Raw genomic sequence first — 21,936 nt, forward strand, 5'->3', positions numbered from 1 at the left:
ATGCGGCGCTTTGCTATTCACCGCACGGACGCCTGTCGGTCTGCTGTTATCAGGCCCTTTCCTACCTGAGAGTAAATATGTCTGTAACCCCTTCGTCTCCTGTTCTGGCTGCGGAACACACGGTCGGTGGCGTTCTTCGCGCCCCACGTCTGCTGGTACGCGAAACGCTGGCAGGGATGATCACCGCGCTGGCGCTGATCCCGGAAGTGATCTCATTTTCGGTGATTGCCGGCGTTGACCCGAAAGTCAGCCTGATTGCCTCAGTGGTTCTTTGTCTGGCAATGTCTTTCATGGGCGGCCGCCCGGCGATGGTCACGGCAGCAGCCGGTTCCGTTGCGCTGGTGATAGGCCCGATGGTGCACCAGCATGGCGTACAGTACATTCTGCCAGCGGTCGTATTAGCCGGGCTTATCCAGATCCTGTTTGGCGTTACCGGGATGGCGCGCCTGATGCGTTTTATTCCTGCCGCCGTCATGACCGGGTTTGTGAACGCCCTCGGCATTCTGATTTTCTTCGCCCAGGTCCCCCATTTCTGGAGCAAAAGTCCGCTCATCTGGGGGCTGTTTGCCTTAACGCTACTCATTGTGTTGTGGGTGCCGCGCTTTATTAAAAGCGTTCCTGCACCGCTGATTGCCATTGTTTTATTGACACTGTTTACCGCAACCACCGGACAATTGCTGCCGACCGTCGGTGATGAAGGCGCAATGAGCGGCGGGCTACCGGGACTGACGCAGCTGTTAGTGCCGCTGAATCTGCAAACGCTGACAATTATCTGGCCCTGCGCGCTGAGTATCGCTTTCGTGGGCCTGATGGAGTCGCTACTGACGGCGAAACTGGTTGATGATCTGACGGTCACGCCGTCGAACAAAAATCGTGAAAGCGCGGGTCTGGGGTTCGCCAACATTCTGGCGGGCTTTTACGGCGGCATTGCTGGCTGCGCGATGATCGGACAGACCATCGTGAATGTGGAGATGGGGAAAGGCCGCAGCCGCGTGTCGACGATCGCCGCCGGGTTGGTTTTACTGCTGCTGGTCACCGCGCTGAGCGACGTGATGGCAAAAATCCCGATGTCGGTTCTGGCCGGGATCATGGTGATTGTGGCGGTGAAAACGTTCAGTTGGCACAGCATCCAGCCTGCCACCCTGACGACACTGCCCGTAGTGGAAACGCTGGTGATGGTCATTACCGTTGCCGCAACGGTCTCCACCGGCAACCTGGCGATTGGCGTGGTTGCCGGAGTGGTGGCGATGGGATTACTGCCTCGCGTCGTGAAGCGTAAACGACGCGCTACATCAGAAACAGCGTCGCCAGCCCAAGAAAAATAAAGAACCCGCCGGTATCGGTAATTGCGGTGATCATCACGCTCGAGCCGACCGCCGGGTCGCGCCCGAGTTTCACCATCGTCATCGGGATAATCACCCCCATCAGCGCCGCCATAAGCAGGTTCAGCATCATTGCCAGGGTCATGACTCCACCGAGCGCCATGTCGTCGTACAGCCACCAGGTGATCCCGCCCATAATTCCGCCCCAGACGAGGCCATTGACCAGCGCCACCCCCATCTCGCGCAGAATAAGAAAGGTCAGGTTACCCGGCTGGATATTCTGTAATGCCAGTGCCCGGACAATCATGGTGATGGTCTGATTACCGGTATTCCCGCCGATCCCGGCGACAATCGGCATCAGCGACGCCAGTGCCACCAGTTGTGAAATAGTGTGCTCAAAGCCATCAATGACGCGGGATGCAATGAACGCGGTGCAGAGGTTAACCGCCAGCCACGCCCAGCGGGTTTTTACCGCTTTAGGAACGGGCGCAAAAACGTCCTCTTCGGCACTCAATCCGCCCATTCGACGCAGGTCGGTGTCCGTCTCTTCGTAGACCACGTCGACGATCTCGTCGATCGTTAAGCGCCCCATCAGTTTCCCGGAAGGATCGACCACGGCTGCACTGACCAGGTTGTCACGTTCGAAGGTACGTGCTGCGTTTTCCGCTTTGTCTTCCGGGGCGAAGGTCAGCGGATCGTCATCCATCACCTCGCTGACTTTGCTGTGCACATCGTTAAGCAGAATACAGGTCAGGGTTAGCTCACCGACCAGCGTTTTGTCGCGACGGGTGACAAACAGTTTATCGGTGTTTTCCGGCATCTTACCCAGCCGACGCAGATAGCGCTGCACCACTTGCAGCGTCACATCCGGGCGCACGGTGATGACCTCAAATTCCATGATCGCGCCGACGCGATTCTTTTCGTAGTGCATAACCTGGCGCACACGTGCCCGTTCTTCGGGTGGCAGCGTCGCCAGCAACCTGCCCGTGAGATTACGCGGCAAGTGCTGAACCAGGTAAATCTGTTCGTCGATGTCGAGATATTGCAGCGCCTCAAGCAGTTCCCGGTCGGTCATTTCGTCGATCAGGTCATCCCAGACGTTTTCGGACGCCTCAAGCAGGACATACCCACGCTTATCACTCTGGATCAGCCTCCAGAGAGCATGACGCTCTTCTGAGGGCAATGCTTCGAGGGTATCTGCGAGATCGGGAGGCGGGAGATGCTCGACCAGCGCGCCTACCTCAGCAATATCGTCGGCGAGTGTACCGACATCATATTGCTCAGCCAGGGTGAGCTTGCCCAACAGGGTGGAAACAACGGCTTTATCGGTGGTAAGCAGCCAGATCAGGCGTGCTCGCTCTTCATCACGCAGCCTTGCGCTATTTTTGTGTGTAGCGGCCATTAATCATAAATCCATGATATGAGATACCATTAAGCATGGCGCGAGGTTATGTAAATAACAATAAACGGGGGTGTCAGATGGATAAAAAAGAAACGTTGCCCCGAAACGCCTTGCGCCGTCGGGACAACGGTTTAGCAGAATCAGGCCGTGCGCGCGACTGCATCGCGTGATGCGGCATCACGCTCATCACCCACCAGTTCACTCAGTTGTCCGTTACGCATTTCCAGCAGACGGTCGGCATGAATAAAATAGTGGTCGTCGTGGCTGATGGCGAAAATGGTTTTCCCCATCTCCTGCATCAGCGGTAACAGTACCTGATAAAATTCCCGGCGGAAGTGCGGATCCTGATCGGCTGCCCACTCATCAAGCAGAATAATGTCGCGATCTTCCGCCAGCGCCAGCAGCAGCGCCACGCGCTTTTTCTGCCCTTTTGACAGCTTCAGATTCAGGATCCGGCCATCGCTCAGCTCCAGCTTGTGCGTCATTTTCAAATGCCCCAGCCACTTCTCAACCAGTAGCGGATCGGCCGGTTTGCCTTCCGGTCCCAGTAGCCGGTCAAAGAGCCAGACGTCGGTAAATACCGCTGAAAAGAGCTTGCGATAATCTTCTGGTTTTTCGGCGCTGACAGGCTTGCCGTCCAGCAGGATTTCCCCTGACTGCGGCTGATACAGGCCCGTCAATAGCATCGCCAGCGTCGATTTACCGCTGCCGTTGCCGCCGATTAAAAACAGCAACTCACCACGGTTAATTGTCAGATTCACCGGCCCGACGGAGAATGCGTTGTCCTGATAGTGGAACATGACGTTACGCAGTTCGAGGGTTTTCCAGTCCGGGAACGCCTGCGGGCGCGGAAATTGTGCTTTAAACGGCGCCAGCGCGAAGGTGTTCAGCTTGTTGAAAGCCACCTGCGCCGTAAGCAGCGTCGGGAGTGCACCCACCGCTGACAGCAGCGGCGTGCGCAGGAACAGCAGCGTTAACGAGTAGGTGGCCGCAACGTTGGTATCCGCCCAGCCGAGGCTGTTCGCCATCCAGAACACCAGGCCAATCGCACCAAGCATCATGATGTTCGACCAGTTCACGGCGCTGAGGTGGAAGGTGTCGGCGCGAATAATGTGGTGACGATACGCTTTGGCATCCGGAATATAGAGGTTGTTGAAGATATGCTCCGCCCGCTCGCGGTTGAGCGTCAGCTCTTTGCGCCCTTCCAGCACCGTCTGATAATCGTTATACAGCTTATCTTCGGTTTCGCGCAGGGTTGCCATATGACGGTAAACCCGCGACACCAGCATAAACCCGCCCCAGATGGTAATAACCATCCAGATAGCGGTCACCAGCAGCATTTTGGTCGACAGCATCGCCAGATACGCCGCCGAGCCGACAGTCAGAATAATCCCCTGCACCAGTTCAGGCAGACGAACAAAAGCAATGGTGATGTTGCGCACGTCGCTGGTCAACCCGGCCAGCAAAGAGGCGCTGCCCAGTTCTTCAATACGTTCCACGTGCGTATCGAGAATACGCTTGATGAATTCGCTACGCAGGCGGAAGACAAAGTGGTGACCCAGCGTGGTGAGCGCCAGTTGTGAACCCAGCGTCACCGCCATCAGCAGTAACAGGAGTCCCAGAAATTCCGGTAAAACCAGCAGAGAGGGATCAGCATTTTCAATAAGCCGCTGATTGATAAAGGCGATAAGGCCAATCCCCAGCGCCGCGCTGACGAGGCTGAGCGCCATCACGCTAATAAATGGCCAGCGATACTGCCGCCAGACAAGAAGAAGTAGTTCCATTCATACAACCCGGACAAGGAATAACAGCCCGCAGTTTAAACATCTCAACGCGTTCAGCAATAATAATTCTTATTTTTATTCTTTTTTACCCGCCTGACGAAAAGTCAGATTGTAACGACAGTCCGCGGTCAGAGGATGGAACCCGGCTTTCAGCGGCTGAATACCGTGATAGTACAGGCGCGATTCACCGCCCCAGACCACCACATCACCGTGCTCAAGCAGGATCCGCGTGAGGGGATCGCTACGTTTCAGGCCGCCAAACTGGAAGACGGCCGGTAAACCCAACGAAACAGAGACGATGGGCGCACGCAGATCCGGCTCGTCTTTGTCCTGATGCAACGAAAGCTTTGCGCCTGGCGCATAGCGGTTGATCAGGCACGCATCCGGCTGGAAATCAGCGTAGCCCGCCTCGGTCGCCGCCTGCTGGCACAAGGTGAGAAAAGACGCCGGAAAAGGCGGCCAGGCATTTCCAGTGAGTGGATCGATCGGCGAATAGAGGTAGCCGTCGCGGTCCGTCGTCCAGCCCAGTCGGCCACAGTTGGTCATCGCCACCGACATCGTGTAACCGCCGGGAGTGATCATCTGGCGAAACGGCGAGCGGTGGGCGACCGTCTCAATCTCTTGTACCAGTTGCGGCGCCGCGCTGAAGGCAAAGCGGCGTAGAATCACCGCACCGGGCGCCAGCGGTTCCTGCCAGGGCTGCGATTCGGCAAACAAATCAAGCATTATGCCCCCTCATCAGGCGATTCACGGCGCAGGATCTGTGCCTTGCGCGACACGCCCCAGCGATAACCGGAGAGCGAACCGTCACCCCGCACAACACGGTGGCAGGGGATCACAATAGCCAGTTTATTCGCGCCACAGGCGCTGGCAACGGCACGAACCGCATTCGGCTTGCCGATCGCCTTTGCCAGTTGCAGATAGCTGACGGTCTCACCATAAGGAATCGTCCGCAACGCCTGCCAGACCTGCTGTTGAAACGCGGTACCCTGAATATCCAGCGGCAATGACAGTGCGACGTCACGCCCGTCAATACTGGCAATCACACGGTGAAGACGCTGCTGAAAGCCGGCATCAGCCGGCTCATTATGCGCGGCGGGAAAGAGCGTATGCAGTTCGGCCGTCAGCGTCGCATCATCATCGCCCAATAAAATGGCGCAAATCCCGCGTTCGCTTTCCGCCACCAGACAGCGCCCGAGTGAACAATCAGCCAGCGCATAACGCACGACCAGATTGTCGCCGCCGCGACGGAACTGCTTCGCGGTCATCCCTAACGTTGCGTCGGCGTTACGATAGTAGCTGCTGCTGTCAGGAAAACCGGCGTTGAGAATCGCCTGGGTTACACTTTCGCCGTGACTGAGGGCGTCACGCAGGCGTCGGGCACGATACGACTGTTGCCATGCTTTTGGCGTCATCCCGGTCGTGGCTTTGAACACCCGATGGAGATGATATGGACTCATCGCCACCTGCTCGGCCAGCGCATCGAGCGTGATCGGGCTTTCCTGCTCCAGAAGCTGACAGGCCAGGGTGATTTTATCCAGTCGATGCTGCCGGGCGTTGGCTTTATCCGGCTGACAGCGTTTGCACGGGCGAAAACCGGCCGTTAACGCGTCCTGCGCGTCGGGAAAGAAGCGAACATTTTTGCGCAGCGCATGTTTTGCCGTGCAGGAAGGCCGGCAAAAGATCCCGGTCGTCTGCACCGCAAAGACAAATTCACCATCTGCACTGGCATCGCGTTCTAAGACCAACTGCCAGCGTTCATCATCATTAAGGCAAAGAAAGTGTGTCATTCTGGGCTCCTTCATTAAGCATAGTGCCTGCTTAGCGGTAGTGTGTCCGAAACCCGTCAACCGAAAACCCGCAATCTTGCTTTTTAATTTTGCTCACGTATGAGGAAGCTTTCAAACTGCGGAGACATCCAGGTTTTGAACCCCTCGCCCTCTTTAATAATCATGTATACCGCCAGCCCTTCCTGGCGCACAACCTCTTTGGCTTTCTCCGCACCGAGCACCATCAGCCCGGTGTCCCAGCCATCCGCCTCCAGCGCTGTTGGCGCAATCACCGTCACCGACACCAGATTGTGCTCAATGGGGCGACCCGTTTGCGGATTGATAACGTGAGTGAGGCGCTTGCCGTTCAGCTCGTAATAATTGCGATAGCTGCCGGAGGTGCTGATACCGTGCCCGTTAATATCCAGCACTGCCTGAACCGCGTTTTCACGGTCAGTAGGCTTCTGGATAGCCACCCGCCACGGATGTCCTTCAGCGTTCATTCCGCGACTGTTCAACGCGCCTCCAACAGAGACCAGATAGCGGGCGATACCTTCGCGCTCCATCAACTGTGCCAGATGATCGGCGGCATAGCCTTCACCAACGGTGGAGAGATCAACAAACAAATCCGGCAGATCTTTTTGCAGATACTGCTGTTTCGCCTGGTTGATCACCGTCAGGTGTTGCAACCCGCTGTTGGCTTTTGCCGCATCAATTTGCGCTTGCGTCGGGATCTGGACCGGCTGCTTGTCGGGGCCAAACCCCCACAAATTCACTAACGGCCCGACGGTGATATCCATCGCGCCCTGTGTTTTTTGCCCAATACGCAACGCTGAAGTGACAATATCCGCCATCGCCTCGCTGACAGGCCAGGGAGAAAGACTTTTCGACTGGTTGAAGCGCATCAGCGCCGAATCATTTTTATAGGTTGAGAGCAGTTGGTCGTCGGCATCCAGTTGCGTCTGAATTTTTGTTTGTAGTATCTCAGCCCGTTTGGCATCGACTCCGACCACGCTCACGCGCCAGAAGGTGCCCATCGTTTTCCCTTCCAGCACAACCGGAGCCGTGGCAGGCGTTTGCGCAGCCTCCGGCGCACTATCGCACCCGGTTAAAAAGAGCGCCGCCGCCAGTAAGACCACACGAGCAATGTTCATTTCCATACGTGATTATCCTCCTGCGAAAGAGGCGCAAGAGTACACCAAAAACCGGTGGTTGTGCGCCGTAAAACCGCACAAAAAAAGGCCCCGAAGGGCCTTCTATCGACATTAAGCAAACTTAGAACTGGTAAACCAGGCCCAGTGCAACGACGTCGTCGGTGCTGATACCAGCATCGCGAGTGAAGTTGTTGTCATCCAGCAGGTTGATTTTGTAATCAACGTAGGTGGACATGTTTTTGTTGAAGTAATAGGTTGCGCCTACATCAACATATTTCAGCAGATCTTCATCGTCGTAGTTACGACCGTTGAGAGTTCCCAGGTTTTTACCTTTGGACTGCAGGTAAGCAATGGACGGACGCAGACCGAAGTCGAACTGGTACTGAGCAACCACTTCGAAGTTCTGCGCTTTGTTTGCCCAACCTTCGCCGCCTACACGCGTCGCGTTATAGGTCTGGGTGTACTGTGCTGCCAGATAAAGGTTGTTAGCGTCGTATTTCAGGCCACCGGTGTAGGTTTCAGCACGATCGCCGTTACCAAGGTAGATCGCTCTGTTCTGCTCATCCGTACGTTTGGAGCTGCTCACTGCCGCACCCAGACCGAAGCCTTCGCCGATGTCATAGGTCAAGGAACCGCCAACACCGTCACCGTTCTGACGCAGCGCTTCACGACCGTTGTTAGTTACACCGGTGTAAGCGATGCCATCATCACCTTCACCAGATGGGCTACCGTTTTTACCCTGATACTGCAGGGCAAAGTTCAGGCCATCAACCAGACCGAAGAAATCAGTGTTACGGTAAGTCGCGAAGCCATTACCACGCTGCTGCATGAAGTTGTCAGAACCGTAGGTATCCCCACCGAATTCTGGCAGGACGTCGGTCCATGAAGTTACGTCATACACAACGCCGTAGTTACGACCGTAGTCGAAAGAACCCGCATCGCCGAATTTCAGACCTGCGAATGCAACACGAGTCCAGGAGTTGTTTTCGGATTCAGGCGCGTTACCCTGGATCTGATACTCCCACTGGCCGTAACCGGTGATCTGATCGTTAACCTGGGTTTCGCCTTTGAAGCCGATACGCATATAGGTCTGATCGCCATCAGCGCTTTTATCATCGGAGAAATAATGCAGACCGTCGACTTTACCGAACAGGTCTAATTTGTTGCCGTCTTTGTTGTAAATTTCAGCCGCATTTGCTGCGCCTGCTACCAGCAGTGCTGGTACCAGGAGGGACAGTACTTTAACTTTCATGTTATTAACCCTCTGTTATATGCCTTTATTTGCTTTTTTATGCCACTGCATACTGATTAACCCTCATTAACCAGTCGGCAAGTTCATTCTCCTCAAAATTGCAGAATAATCCAACACGAATATGATACTAAAACTTTTAAGATGTTTCATTTATCCATATAGATGTTTCTAAATGTAAATTCAAGGGAACTTTTTTTACCTCAGAAAGTTAAAAAATAAGCACGATCACACAAACAATATAAAAAAGCATTTAAAAACAACACAATAGAGAAATAAAATTCATAGCACTGAATGACAAAACAAAATCGTCATGCATCACTAAAATAGCTTTCGCTATCATCATTAACTTTATTTATTACCGTCATTCATTTCTGAATGTCTGTTTACCCCTATTTCAACCGGATGCGATGCGTTCGGTTTTTTTTTACCCTTCTTTACACTTTCTTTCTCATTATGTGCTACCGCACTAAAATAATAACAACTATTAACTATTTACCTTCATTCAGTCACTGACTGATATCAGAAACCGGTTTCTTGTTATTTTGTGCTATTCGTTACCCTGCTTCGGGCAATATTTGTACGTAGCAGGGAGTTCTGTACACATTTAAGTCATTTAACTGTTGAATTCTTTTTGGCGAAAAATGCAGAACATCAATGAGGAGAGAATGTGGAAATTCACACCGTACCCTTTATACTGCCCTTTCACCTTCTGCGTTGTTTTACAGGTCATAACCACGAATGAGTCAGTCTGATACAACGGCTACGTCCCGATTTTCCCTCCTGCCGGGAAGCATTACCCGTTTCTTTTTATTGCTGATCATTGTGTTGCTGGTGACGATGGGCGTGATGGTGCAAAGCGCGGTAAACGCATGGTTGAAAGATAAGAGCTATCAAATCGTCGATATCACCCATGCCATTCATAAGCGTATCGATACCTGGCGTTACGCGACCTGGCAAATCTATGACAATATCGCCGCGACCACGAATCCGTCGAACAGCGAAGGCTTGCAGGAAACGCGCCTGAAGCAGGACGTCTACTATCTTGAAAAACCACGGCGTAAAACCGAAGCGCTGATCTTTGGATCGCATGACAGTTCAACGCTGGAAATGACGCAGCGTATCTCAACTTACCTCGACACCCTGTGGGGTGCCGAAACCGTGCCGTGGTCCATGTATTATCTCAACGGGCAGGACAACAGTCTGACCCTTATCTCGACGTTGCCGTTAAAAGATCTCTCTTCGGGATTTAAAGAGTCGACCATCGGCAGCATTGTCGATTCCCGTCGGGCAGAGATGCTTCAGCAGGCCAATGCGCTGGACGAACGGGAAAGCTTTTCATCTTTGCGCCGTCTGGCATGGCAAAATGGTCACTACTTTACCCTGCGAACCACTTTTAACCAGCCGGGACATCTGGCGACCGTTGTCGCGTTTGATCTGCCCATCAATGACTTAATTCCTCCCGGCATGCCGCTGGACAGCTTCCGCCTTGAGCCTGACACGACACCAGCCAGCACACGCAATGCAGATAAAGAATCACCCGACAGCGTAAGCATCAGCTTTAACAGTTCAAAAATTGAAATCGCCTCGGCGCTGAACTCGACGGGAATGCGACTGGTCTGGCAGGTTCCGTTTGGTACTCTGCTGCTTGATACGCTGCAAAACATCCTGTTACCGCTGCTGCTCAATATCGGCCTGCTGGCCCTCGCCCTGTTTGGCTATACCACCTTCCGTAACCAGCCGGGACGCACAACGGAAGTCGCGCCGAATACTGCAGCCAATAATGAGCTACGTATTCTGCGTGCGATTAACGAAGAGATTGTCTCCCTATTGCCGCTGGGTCTGCTGGTGCATGACCAGGAAGCGAACCGCACGGTGATGAGCAACAAAATTGCCGACCATCTGCTGCCGCATCTGAATCTGCAAAATATCACCAGCATGGCGGAACAGCATCAGGGCGTGATCCAGGCGACGGTCAATAACGAGCTGTATGAGATACGGCTGTTCCGCAGCCAGGTCGCCCCACGCACCCAGATCTTTATTATCCGCGATCAGGATCGCGAAGTGCTGGTGAACAAAAAGCTCAAACAGGCGCAACGGTTATATGAAAAAAATCAGCAGGGCCGCGTCGCCTTTATGCAAAACATCAGCGAGACGTTGAAAGAGCCGGTCAAAACGTTGGTAGCGGAAATTGCCCAGTTGCAAACGCATGATGCCCGGCAACTGGCGAACCATGCCGACGAACTGGTCCGCATGATTGATGAGATTCAACTGGCGAACATGCTGGAAAACGACGCCTGGAAGAGTGAGCCTACCCTCTTCTCGGTTCAGGCGTTAATTGACGACGTCGTCCCGCAAGTGCTGCCCGCGATGAAGCGTAAAGGGTTGCAACTGCTCATCAATAATCATCTGACGGCAAATGACGAGCGGCATGGCGATCGCGATGCGCTGCGACGGATCTTACTGCTGTTGATGCAATACGCGGTAACAACTACCCAGATTGGCAAAATCACGCTCGAGGTGGATCAGGATGAGTCGGTGGCCGAGCGCCTGACGTTCCGCATTCTGGATACCGGCGAAGGCGTGACGTTAAGCGAAATCGACAACCTGCATTTCCCGTTCATCAGTGAGACGCAGAAAGACCGTTACGGCAAAGCCAATCCGCTGGCCTTCAGGTTATGCGATCAGCTGGCGCGTAAACTTGGCGGACATTTGAGCATAAAAGCGCGAGATGGGCTGGGTACACGCTATACAGTCCATGTTAAAATGACGCCGCTCGACCAGCATAAAGAAGACGAAGAGCGTCTGCTGGATGATGTCAGCGTGATGATCGACGTGACCTCAAACGAGGTGCGCAATATCGTGCTTCGCCAGCTGGAAAACTGGGGAGCGACCTGCATCACCCCGGATGAGAGACTCATAAGTCAAGAATATGATCTCTTTTTAACTGATAATCCGTCTAATCTTACTGCCTCCGGCTTGCTTTTAAGCGATGATGAGTCAGGCGTGCGGAAAATTGGCCCCGGCCAGCTTCGCGTCAACTTTAATATGAGCAACGCTATGCAGGAAGCTGTACTACAACTAATTGAAGAGCAACTGGCGCAAGAAGCGGTCCCGGAATCCCCTCTGGGAGGTGATGAAAACGCCGAACTTCATGCCAGCGGTTACTACGCACTATTTGTAGACACAGTACCGGATGATGTTAAGAGGTTGTATACTGAGGCTGCAATCAGCGATTTTGCTGCGCTAGCCCAAACGGCTCACCGCCTGAAAGGCGTGTTTGCCATGCTAAATCTGGTACCCGGCAAGCAGTTATGTGAAACGCTGGAACATCTGATTCGTGAGAAAGATGCTCCAGGAATAGAAAAATATATCAGCGACATTGACGCCTACGTCAAGAGCTTGCTGTAGCAAGGTAGCCTTTACATGAACAATATGAACGTAATTATTGCCGATGACCATCCGATTGTACTGTTCGGTATTCGCAAATCACTTGAACAAATCGAGTGGGTGAATGTTGTTGGCGAATTTGAAGACTCCACAGCACTGATCAACAACCTGCCAAAATTAGATGCACACGTGTTGATTACCGATCTCTCTATGCCGGGCGACAAGTACGGCGATGGGATCACCCTGATCAAATATATCAAGCGTCACTTTCCGAGCCTGTCGATCATTGTTCTGACTATGAACAATAACCCGGCAATCCTGAGCGCGGTGCTTGATCTCGATATCGAAGGAATTGTCCTGAAACAGGGCGCGCCAACAGACCTGCCGAAAGCGCTGGCTGCGCTGCAGAAAGGCAAAAAGTTCACCCCGGAAAGCGTCTCTCGCCTGCTGGAAAAAATCAGCGCGGGCGGCTACGGCGACAAACGTCTCTCTCCGAAAGAGAGTGAAGTGCTGCGTTTGTTTGCCGAAGGTTTCCTGGTGACTGAAATCGCCAAGAAGCTCAACCGCAGTATCAAAACCATCAGCAGCCAGAAGAAATCAGCGATGATGAAACTGGGCGTTGAGAACGATATCGCACTGCTGAACTATCTCTCTTCCGTGACCCTGAGTCCGGCAGACAAAGACTGATACCTTTTCAGTTGCGAAATGCCGGATGGCGCTCCGCTTATCAGGCCTGGTGACGGAAAATATCCCCGTTCTGTAGGCCGGATAAGGCAAAGCCGCCATCCGGCATTTTTACCCCCGCGTTTTCCTGACCCGCTCCGCATACACCGCCAGCGTCTGCCTGATGACATCCAGCGTAACCGGCTTCGACAGACAGCTGTCCATCCCCGACTCCAGACAGCGCTGTTTCTCTTCAGCTAAAGCGTTGGCCGTCACCCCAACAACCGGTAAAGTCAGCCCTAACTGACGTATACGCTGCGTCAGACGATAGCCATCCATATTCGGCATGTTAACGTCGCTTAGCACGATATCGATAGGGTTTTTGCTCAGGACGTTCAGGGCATCCACGCCGTCATTGGCGGTTTTGCACTGATACCCCAGCGATCCCAGTTGATCGGCCAGCAGGCGGCGGTTAATGGGATGATCGTCAACCACCAGAATCATCATGTCATCATTGGTAGCCGCCGCTTTTTCCGGAGCCGGTAACGCGGAGGAGAGCTCCTCATCGTCCAGCTCAATACGGTAGATCCGGGCCAGCAACGCCGGCAGTTCATGCGGCGACGCCACGCTGTGCACCCACTCACCCGGCACCCTTTCCTGCGGAATGCCTATATGGCGACGACAGAATATGACCGCCGCACGCCCCTGCCACGGCTGTTCCAGCGCATCATCCGTGATCAACATGTCGTCACTCGCCGGTGTCTGACCTTCATAACGCAACACCTCGACGCCGCTGCGCGTCAGGCTGTTTTCCACAAACTGGCACAGCGAGGCATTACGCACTGCCAGCCAGCAGCGTGTACTGGCCAGTCCATCGAGACCTTTTTTCGCCGGATACTGTGCGCCATACAGCGGGATACGCACCGTAAACTGGCTGCCCATTCCCGGTTCGGAATCCACCGAGATGTCACCATCCATCATGCTGATCAGTTTTTCGCAAATCGCCAGCCCCAGCCCCGTTCCCTGGAAATTGCGCTGCACGCCCGTACCGACCTGGAAGAACGGATCGAATAAGCGCACCACTTCTTTCGCCGGGATCCCGACGCCAGTATCCCGCACGCGAATACTGAGATAATCATCGTCGCGGCTGACATGCAGTACGATGCAGCCCATGTCGGTGAATTTAATCGCGTTGCTCAACAGGTTAGAAATCACCTGTTGCAGGCGCATCGGATCGCCATTAAGCGCCACCGGCACATTCGGTTCGATAAAGCAGTACAGGCCGAGCTGCTTGCGCACCACCAGCGGCAGATAGTTCGCGGTAATGTGGCTCATCACCTCGCGCGGTGAGAATTCACGCGGCTCAATTTTCAACTGCTCCGATTCGATTTTCGAGAAATCGAGAATGTCGCTAATGATTTTTAGCAGCAAGCTGGAGGAGTTATTCATCGCCGTCACCAGGCGATCGACCCCTTTTGGCAATTCTTTGGTTTGCAGCAGATCGAGGTTACCGATGATGCCATACAGCGGCGTACGCAGCTCATGGCTGACGGTCGCCAGGAACATCGATTTCGACTGGCTCGCCTGCTCAGCCGCCTGCGCCATCTCCTGCAACGACTCTTCCATTTTGACGCGAGCGGAAACATCGACCAGCACGCAAATCGCCACGTTTTCATTGCGATAGCGGGAATGGACAAAGCTAATCTGCAGATTCGTGTTATTGCTGGTCAGCACATCGACAAAGTTCACCTGCTGTCCGCAGATGATTTGCGTCAGCCGCTGTCGGTCCTCATGGGTGAGCATGTTCAGATACGTGTGCGCAAGCTCGTTACTGAGGATGTTAATACCGTCAACGGTACGCAGGATACAGATCCCGACCGGCGCGGACGCGACAATCTTACGGTTGAACTGCTCATGCTCTTCCAGCCGTTGGGCGTCGCTTTCCGCCGGAATAAAGATCCGCCGTTCGTACATCCGCGCGAGGGTAAACAATGCCGCACCCACCAGCACGTTCAGCAGAATGGCATTCAGAATCAGCATCCGGATCCGTTCCAGCACCAGATCGACCGGAACAGAATAGACAATACTCAACGAGGACGGCGGCAGGTTTTTCTTCAGCACCAGCTCACGAAAGCCTGGCGTATAGCCAAACCAGGAACGCTCCTGCATCCAGCGAGGTTCCGCCTTGATGGTACCTTCCGGCCCGGTCAGTGAAATCAGCGCATGCCCATTTTCATCCAGAATGGTTACGCCCATCGGCAGGCTGCCCGGGGTAAAAAAGTTTTCCATCCGAATGGACTGCTCAACGCCCAACAGCGCCTGCAGGCGGTTTGCAAGATAGACCGGCGTCAGCGCGTAGAAATAACCAATTCCCGGACGCGGCCCCTGCCCCACCCAGTAAAGATTGTTCCCGGACTCATCCTTCGCCGCATCCCGGTACTTCATAATCCGCTCGTGCAGCGTTTTCAGCGCATTATCGCGCTCGACGGGCATATCGCGCAGACCGAAATTAGCCATGCAGAGGTTATCGCCGCCAATGAGAAAAACGCGATTCAGGTCGTACGCGGCGGAAAAGTTATCGCGCCAGTAGCGCATAAACCACGCCAGCGACTCCAGCGATCCGCGCCAGGCATTGCCCATCGCCGCGCAGTCGGAATCGGCAAACAGCGGCTGGAAGGTCGGCACCACGGTTTTGTCGTCACGGGCGCGCGAAGAGAGGACGCCGTTTTCCGCCGTCAGGCGATTCTCAGCGATATATTTGAGCTCTTTCATCACATCCGAGGTGCGCTGAATGTAGCGCTGGGCCTGATCGGAACTGAGGTTAAACTCCTGGCGGATCTCAGATTCGCGCTGATGCAGGGCGTTCACGATGTAGAACACCGAGGCAAAGGCAATGAGCAGCCAAATTAACAGCGCCAACGCTCTGAACAGGTAGCGCGAGATTTTCAGTGTCGTGCGAAAGGAAGCAAGGTATTTCAAAAGGGCGAAGCTCCGCCTCAGGCGATAAATGGAGTGTGATTAAGGTAGCGGTAAATGCGCGGCGTCGCAATGCCCGCGCCTTCGTTTGCGGGAATATGATACACCGCTGAGAAACCGTTGCCGCAACCCCCGATAATCGGCGTTTGTCAGAAAATGGGTCACAGGGATGCCAGCATGCGCTTTTTGAGAGGGTTATACCCGCGACGCTTACGCAATCAAATGATACTGATGGCGATCCTGATGGTCATCGTGCCGACGCTGTCAATCGGTTATATCGTAGAAACCGAAGGACGGTCAGCAGTCTTATCCGAAAAAGAGAAAAAATTATCTGCCGTCGTGCATCTGCTCGATCAGGCGCTGGGCGATCGCTTTACCCATTTTACGACGTTGCCGCGGGAAGCGCGTATTCAGGCGCTGAATGCCGAACTTGGCCCCATCACCGAACAGATCACTCAGGCGTTTCCGGGCGTCGGCGCGGGCTACTATAACAAAGCGCTGGATGCGATTGTCACTTACGCCCCTTCCGCGCTGTATCAAAATAACGTCGGTGTGACGATTGCCGCCGATCACCCCGGACGCGAAGTGATGAGCAGCAATAGCCCGGTGGTCTTTTCCGGTCGCCAGGTGCGCGGCGATATTCTCAACTCAATGATCCCCATCACCCGGGATGGCGACGTGCTGGGTTACATCTGGGCAAATGAGTTAACGGAAGATATCCAGCGTCAGGCCTGGAGAATGGACGTGCGTATTATTGCGGTACTGGCGGCGGGCCTGCTCTGTAGCCTGTTATTGATTGTGCTGTTTTCCCGACGCCTGAGCGCCAATATCGACATCATCACGGACGGCCTGTCAACGCTGGCGCAGAAAACACCGGCACAACTGCCCAATCTTCCTGGCGAACTGGGGCAAATCAGTCGCAGCGTCAACGCCCTGGCGCAAACGCTGCGTGAAACCAAAACGCTTAACGATCTGATCATTGAAAACGCCGCCGACGGCGTGATTGCGATCGACAGGCAGGGCGACGTTACCACCATGAACCCCGCAGCGGAAATGATTACCGGCTACACGCTGAATGAACTGGTCGGTAAACCTTATGCCACCCTGTTCTCTGATCCTCATTTTGCCAGCCCGGTTCTCGATACTCTGGCGCACGGAACGGAGCATCTGGCGCAAGAAGTCAGCTTCCCGGCGCGCGACCGCACCATTGAACTCAGTGTCACCACCAGCCGCATTCATAACCCCAGGGGTGAATTAATTGGCGCGCTGGTGATTTTTTCCGACCTGACCGCCCGCAAAGAGACGCAACGTCGTCTGGCGCAAACGGAGCGACTTGCCACACTGGGAGAACTGATGGCCGGCGTGGCGCATGAAGTGCGCAATCCCCTGACCGCCATCCGGGGTTATGTGCAAATCATCCGTCAACAAACCAGCCTGCCGGTGCATCAGGAATATTTGTCTGTGGTCCTAAAAGAGATTGATTCGATTAACAGAGTCATTCAGCAGTTGCTGGATTTTTCCCGACCGCGGCAGAGTCAGTGGCAACAGGTTCAGCTTAACGCGCTTATCGAAGAGACTCTGATTCTGGTGCAAACCTCTGGCGTTCAGGCGCGGATTGCCTTTAACTGCGAGCTGGATCGGTCATTACCTGCCATTGCTGCCGATCGCGAACTGCTGAAACAGGTGATCCTCAATCTCTTGATTAATGCCGTGCAGGCCATCAACGCACGCGGTGAAATTCGCATTCGTACCTGGCAATATTCAACTACACAACAAGCCGTAACGATTGAAGATAATGGTTGTGGAATCGATGTCGCGCTACAGAAAAAGATCTTCGACCCCTTTTTCACCACCAAAGCCTCAGGAACGGGGCTTGGACTCGCGCTCAGCCAGCGCATTATTAATGCTCACCAGGGCGATATTCACGTTACCAGCATGCCCGGATGCGGCGCGACCTTTACCCTTATTTTACCGATAAACCCGCAGGGAACTTTGTCACAATGAAAACCCGCTATCGTATCCTCATCGTGGATGACGAAGATAACGTTCGTCGTATGCTCACCACAGCCTTTTCGTTACAGGGGCATGAAACGCACTGTGCCAGCAACGGGGAGGAAGCGTTACAGCGCTTTGTCGACGCACCGCCGGATGTGGTGCTGATGGATATCCGCATGCCGGAGATGAACGGGATTGAGGCGCTGAAAGTCATGCGCACCCAGCAACCGCGCATTCCCGTGATCCTGATGACCGCTTACGCCGAAGTCGAAACTGCCGTCGAAGCGTTACGCAGCGGAGCGTTTGATTACGTGATCAAACCTTTCGATCTCGATGAACTCAATTTACTCATCCAGCGTGCCCTGCAACTACAGGCGATGAAACAGGAGATCCGCAGTCTGCATCAGGCGCTGAGCACCAGCTGGCAGTGGGGGCATATCCTGACCAACAGTCCACGGATGATGGATATCTGCAAAGACACGGCAAAAATTGCCCTGTCACAGGCCAACGTCCTGATCAGTGGTGAAAGCGGCACCGGTAAAGAGTTGATTGCGCGTGCTATTCACTACAACTCGCGCCGGGCAAACGGTCCGTTTATCAAAATCAACTGCGCCGCGCTGCCGGAATCGCTGCTGGAAAGCGAGCTGTTTGGTCATGAAAAAGGGGCCTTCACCGGCGCACAAACTCAGCGGCAGGGGCTGTTCGAACGCGCCCATCAGGGAACGCTGCTGCTCGATGAAATTGGCGAAATGCCGTTAGTCTTGCAGGCGAAGCTGCTGCGCATCCTGCAGGAACGGGAATTCGAACGCGTAGGCGGGCACCAGACCATTCAGGTGGATATCCGCATTGTCGCCGCCACCAACCGGGATCTCCCCGCGATGGTAAAAGAGGGAACCTTTCGTGAAGACCTGTTCTACCGTCTCAATGTCATTCATCTGCAACTTCCCCCGCTGCGAGAACGACGGGAAGACATTGCGCTGCTCGCTAACCACTTCCTGCAGAAATTCAGTTCGGAAAATCAGCGTGACATTATTGAGATCGATCCGGCGGCCATGTCGATGCTCACGACCTGGCCGTGGCCCGGAAACATCCGGGAGCTATCGAACGTGATTGAGCGGGCGGTAGTGATGAACACGGGTGCAGTTATTTTTGCTGAAGATCTGCCCGCCCCGCTCCGCCAGCCGGTATGTGGCGACAGCGAGATAAAAACCGTGCAGCCCGGTGAACGCAATCTGAAAGAAGAGATTAAACGCGAAGAGAAGCGAATCATTATCGAGGTGCTCGAACAGCATGAAGGAAACCGCACCCGCGCCGCCCTGATGTTAGGCATCAGTCGACGTGCGCTGATGTACAAACTACAGGAATACGGTATCGATACAGCCGGGTTGTAGGACCAGAATCTGCTATGCAGAATTTTGCACAGTGCGCAAAATTCTGCATAGCATCCGTACGAAGATCACACCGCGAAAAAATGAATAATACATGTTATTCAATGAGTTAATTAATTCCCCTCTCCATTAGCCATTCTGGCATCCCGATTGCTATTCCCTTTACGTACCCAAAATGGAGTATGCAAAAGGGAAACATAATGAAAACAAAACTTATTGCCTTACAAGACGCTGCCGGATTCTTTCGTGACGGCATGACCATCATGGTAGGTGGTTTTATGGGGGTAGGGACACCGCCCCGCCTTGTCGAAGCCTTACTTGAATCCGGCGTCAGAGACCTGACGCTGATCGCCAACGACACCGCCTTTGTCGATACCGGTATCGGCCCACTGATCGTCAATGGCCGGGTGAATAAAGTCATTGCGTCGCATATCGGCACCAATCCGGAAACCGGACGCCGGATGATAGCCAAAGAGATGGAGGTTCAACTGGTACCACAAGGTACGCTGATTGAACAGATCCGCTGCGGCGGTGCGGGTCTCGGCGGCTTCCTGACCCCTACTGGCGTTGGCACCATCGTGGAAGATGGCAAACAAACTCTGACGCTCGACGGTAAAACCTGGCTGCTGGAGCGCCCGCTACGCGCCGATCTGGCGCTCATCCGCGCACACCGTGCCGACCCTCTTGGCAACCTGACCTACCAACTCAGCGCCCGCAACTTTAATCCGCTGATTGCCCTCGCCGCTGATATCACTCTGGTGGAACCAGACGAACTCGTTGAAACAGGCGATCTGTTGCCTGACCAGATAGTCACCCCCGGCGCGGTTATCGACCATATCGTCATGCCACAGGAGAGAAAATAATGGATGCGAAACAACGTATTGCGCGCCGTGTGGCGCAAGAACTTCGTGATGGTGATGTCGTGAACTTAGGCATTGGCCTGCCAACAATGGTCGCCAACTATTTGCCGGATGACATTCATATCACCCTGCAATCAGAGAACGGATTTCTCGGCCTGGGGCCGGTCACCACCGCACATCCCGATCTGGTGAACGCTGGCGGACAACCCTGTGGGATTTTACCGGGCGCGGCGATGTTCGACAGCGCAATGTCGTTCGCCCTGATCCGTGGCGGTCACGTAGACGCCTGCGTTCTGGGTGGGTTGCAGGTTGATGAACAGGCTAACCTTGCGAACTGGGTGGTCCCCGGCAAGATGGTGCCTGGCATGGGCGGCGCGATGGATCTGGTGACCGGTGCGCGCAAAGTCATTATCGCGATGGAACACTGTGCGAAAGACGGCTCGGCAAAAATCCTCCGTCACTGCACCATGCCGCTGACTGCCCAGCACGCGTTGCATGTGCTGGTGACTGAACTGGCGGTATTCCGTTTCATCGATGGCAAAATGTGGCTGACCGAAATTGCCGAAGGGTGCTCTCTTGAGACGCTGCGCGCAAAAACCGAAGCACAGTTTGACGTGGCTGCCGATCTGCTCGTTCAACGAGGTGATGCATGATTGGCCGTATCTCACGTTTCATGACGCGCTTCGTCAGCCGCTGGCTGCCCGATCCTCTGATTTTTGCCATGCTGCTGACGCTGCTGACGTTTGGCATCGCGCTGTGGCTGACGCCGCAAACGCCCGTCGCGATGGTGCGTTTCTGGGGGGATGGCTTCTGGAATCTGCTGGCCTTCGGGATGCAGATGGCGTTGATCATCGTGACAGGCCACGCGCTGGCAAGCTCGGGTCCGGTGAAAAACCTGCTGCGTACTGCCGCGTCTGGCGCTAAAACGCCCGCTCAGGGCGTGATGCTGGTGACCTTTTTTGGATCCGTCGCCTGCGTCATCAACTGGGGCTTTGGTCTGGTGGTGGGGGCGATGTTTGCCCGTGAAGTTGCCCGTCGCGTACCGGGTTCCGATTATCCGCTGCTGATTGCCTGCGCCTATATCGGTTTTCTGACCTGGGGCGGCGGCTTTTCTGGATCGATGCCCTTGCTGGCGGCAACGCCGGGTAACCCGGTTGAGCACATTGCAGGCTTGATACCGGTCAGCGACACCCTGTTCACTGGCTTTAACATCTTCATCACCCTCGGGCTGATTGTCGTTATGCCATTCATCACCCGCATGATGACGCCAAAACCCTCCGATGTGGTCAGCGTCGATCCGAAACTGTTGATGGAAGAGCCTGATTTTCAGAAGACCCTGCCAGCTGATGCGCCGCCGTCAGAAAAACTGGAAGAGAGCCGTATCCTGGCGTGGATCATTGGGGCGCTAGGCATCGCTTATCTTGGGATCTACTTCGCCGAGAAAGGGTTCAACATCACTATCAACACCGTCAACCTGATGTTTATGATTGCCGGTCTGCTGCTGCACAAAACGCCAATGGCCTATATGCGCGCCATTAGCGCCGCTGCGCGCAGCACCGCCGGGATCCTGGTGCAATTCCCGTTCTATGCCGGGATCCAGTTGATGATGGAGCATTCCGGTCTCGGTGGGCTTATCACTGAGTTTTTCATTAACGTCGCCAATAAAGACACCTTCCCGGTCATGACCTTCTTCAGCTCTGCGCTGATCAACTTTGCCGTGCCGTCAGGCGGCGGTCACTGGGTTATTCAGGGGCCGTTCGTCATGCCCGCCGCGCAGGCGTTAGGGGCCGATCTGGGTAAATCCGTGATGGCCATCGCCTACGGCGAGCAGTGGATGAACATGGCGCAACCCTTCTGGGCGCTTCCCGCACTGGCCATTGCCGGACTGGGGGTTCGCGACATCATGGGTTACTGCATCACCGCTCTGCTGTTCTCTGGGGTCATCTTTGTCGTCGGTCTGACGTTGTTTTAACGTCACGTTAAA

15 protein-coding genes are annotated in these 21,936 nt (G+C 54.4%); 8 read left to right on the plus strand and 7 right to left on the minus strand.

All coding sequences use genetic code 11. The features are described from left to right. Positions 1 to 77: 77 nt before the first annotated feature. On the plus strand, positions 78 to 1,325 hold the full coding sequence (locus tag QNN88_RS03915; RefSeq protein WP_414239038.1) for a SulP family inorganic anion transporter: 1,248 nt from the start codon (positions 78 to 80) through the stop codon (positions 1,323 to 1,325). Here QNN88_RS03915 and mgtE read toward each other — a convergent pair. The 6 genes from mgtE to QNN88_RS03945 all read right to left on the minus strand — a co-directional run bounded on the left by mgtE (position 1,288) and on the right by QNN88_RS03945 (position 8,683). Further along, the gene (gene mgtE / locus QNN88_RS03920) at positions 1,288 to 2,724 is read right to left on the minus strand and encodes a magnesium transporter (protein WP_414239039.1); all 1,437 of its coding nucleotides are present in this window, start codon (positions 2,722 to 2,724) and stop codon (positions 1,288 to 1,290) included. The genes QNN88_RS03915 and mgtE overlap by 38 nt on opposite strands. Positions 2,725 to 2,864: 140 nt before the next feature. Further along, positions 2,865 to 4,508: a multidrug ABC transporter permease/ATP-binding protein gene (locus tag QNN88_RS03925; RefSeq protein ID WP_414239040.1), complete on the minus strand. Its 1,644-nt coding sequence runs from the start codon at positions 4,506 to 4,508 to the stop codon at positions 2,865 to 2,867. 75 nt (positions 4,509 to 4,583) lie between these two features. Next, positions 4,584 to 5,234, minus strand: a complete 651-nt coding sequence (gene alkB / locus QNN88_RS03930; RefSeq protein WP_414239041.1) for a DNA oxidative demethylase AlkB — start codon at positions 5,232 to 5,234, stop codon at positions 4,584 to 4,586. Next, entirely contained in the window at positions 5,234 to 6,298 is a 1,065-nt protein-coding gene (gene ada, locus QNN88_RS03935) for a bifunctional DNA-binding transcriptional regulator/O6-methylguanine-DNA methyltransferase Ada (protein WP_414239042.1), read from the minus strand. The genes alkB and ada overlap by 1 nt, the downstream gene beginning before the upstream one ends. An 83-nt stretch (positions 6,299 to 6,381) precedes the next feature. Continuing rightward, complete coding sequence (gene apbE / locus QNN88_RS03940; protein WP_414239043.1) at positions 6,382 to 7,437, minus strand: FAD:protein FMN transferase ApbE; 1,056 nt, start codon at positions 7,435 to 7,437, stop codon at positions 6,382 to 6,384. A 115-nt stretch (positions 7,438 to 7,552) separates the two neighbouring features. Further along, positions 7,553 to 8,683 carry a porin OmpC gene (locus tag QNN88_RS03945; RefSeq protein WP_414239044.1) on the minus strand — a complete coding sequence of 377 codons (1,131 nt, stop codon included), beginning with the start codon at positions 8,681 to 8,683 and terminating at the stop codon, positions 7,553 to 7,555. A 738-nt stretch (positions 8,684 to 9,421) separates the two neighbouring features. On the opposite strand from QNN88_RS03945, the gene rcsD reads away from it, so the two are divergent. After that, positions 9,422 to 12,091 (plus strand): phosphotransferase RcsD, encoded by a 2,670-nt coding sequence (gene rcsD / locus QNN88_RS03950; RefSeq protein ID WP_414239045.1) that lies wholly within the window; start codon positions 9,422 to 9,424, stop codon positions 12,089 to 12,091. A gap of 15 nt (positions 12,092 to 12,106) precedes the next feature. Next, positions 12,107 to 12,757 (plus strand): response regulator transcription factor RcsB, encoded by a 651-nt coding sequence (gene rcsB / locus QNN88_RS03955; RefSeq protein ID WP_001061917.1) that lies wholly within the window; start codon positions 12,107 to 12,109, stop codon positions 12,755 to 12,757. Positions 12,758 to 12,865: 108 nt separating this feature from the next. Here rcsB and rcsC read toward each other — a convergent pair whose 3' ends face one another. After that, positions 12,866 to 15,712: a two-component system sensor histidine kinase RcsC gene (gene rcsC, locus QNN88_RS03960; protein ID WP_414239046.1), complete on the minus strand. Its 2,847-nt coding sequence runs from the start codon at positions 15,710 to 15,712 to the stop codon at positions 12,866 to 12,868. A 174-nt stretch (positions 15,713 to 15,886) separates the two neighbouring features. Here rcsC and atoS point away from each other — a divergent pair, with 174 nt between their 5' ends. From atoS to QNN88_RS03985, 5 genes are all read left to right on the plus strand, one after another. Beyond that, positions 15,887 to 17,713, plus strand: a complete 1,827-nt coding sequence (gene atoS / locus QNN88_RS03965) for a two-component system sensor histidine kinase AtoS (protein WP_414239047.1) — start codon at positions 15,887 to 15,889, stop codon at positions 17,711 to 17,713. Beyond that, positions 17,710 to 19,095 (plus strand): acetoacetate metabolism transcriptional regulator AtoC, encoded by a 1,386-nt coding sequence (gene atoC / locus QNN88_RS03970; protein ID WP_414239048.1) that lies wholly within the window; start codon positions 17,710 to 17,712, stop codon positions 19,093 to 19,095. The genes atoS and atoC overlap by 4 nt, the downstream gene beginning before the upstream one ends. A gap of 197 nt (positions 19,096 to 19,292) precedes the next feature. Beyond that, complete coding sequence (gene atoD / locus QNN88_RS03975; RefSeq protein WP_414239049.1) at positions 19,293 to 19,955, plus strand: acetate CoA-transferase subunit alpha; 663 nt, start codon at positions 19,293 to 19,295, stop codon at positions 19,953 to 19,955. Continuing rightward, positions 19,955 to 20,605, plus strand: coding sequence for a 3-oxoacid CoA-transferase subunit B (locus QNN88_RS03980; protein WP_414239050.1), 651 nt, complete (start codon positions 19,955 to 19,957; stop codon positions 20,603 to 20,605). The genes atoD and QNN88_RS03980 overlap by 1 nt, the downstream gene beginning before the upstream one ends. After that, positions 20,602 to 21,924, plus strand: coding sequence for a TIGR00366 family protein (locus QNN88_RS03985; RefSeq protein ID WP_414239051.1), 1,323 nt, complete (start codon positions 20,602 to 20,604; stop codon positions 21,922 to 21,924). Before QNN88_RS03980 ends, QNN88_RS03985 begins: the two co-directional genes overlap by 4 nt. The last annotated feature ends 12 nt before the right edge of the window (positions 21,925 to 21,936 follow it).

The organism is Citrobacter sp. ANG330, from assembly GCF_047467925.1.
In the GTDB taxonomy this organism is placed as follows: Bacteria; Pseudomonadota; Gammaproteobacteria; order Enterobacterales; family Enterobacteriaceae; genus Citrobacter_A; species Citrobacter_A amalonaticus_G.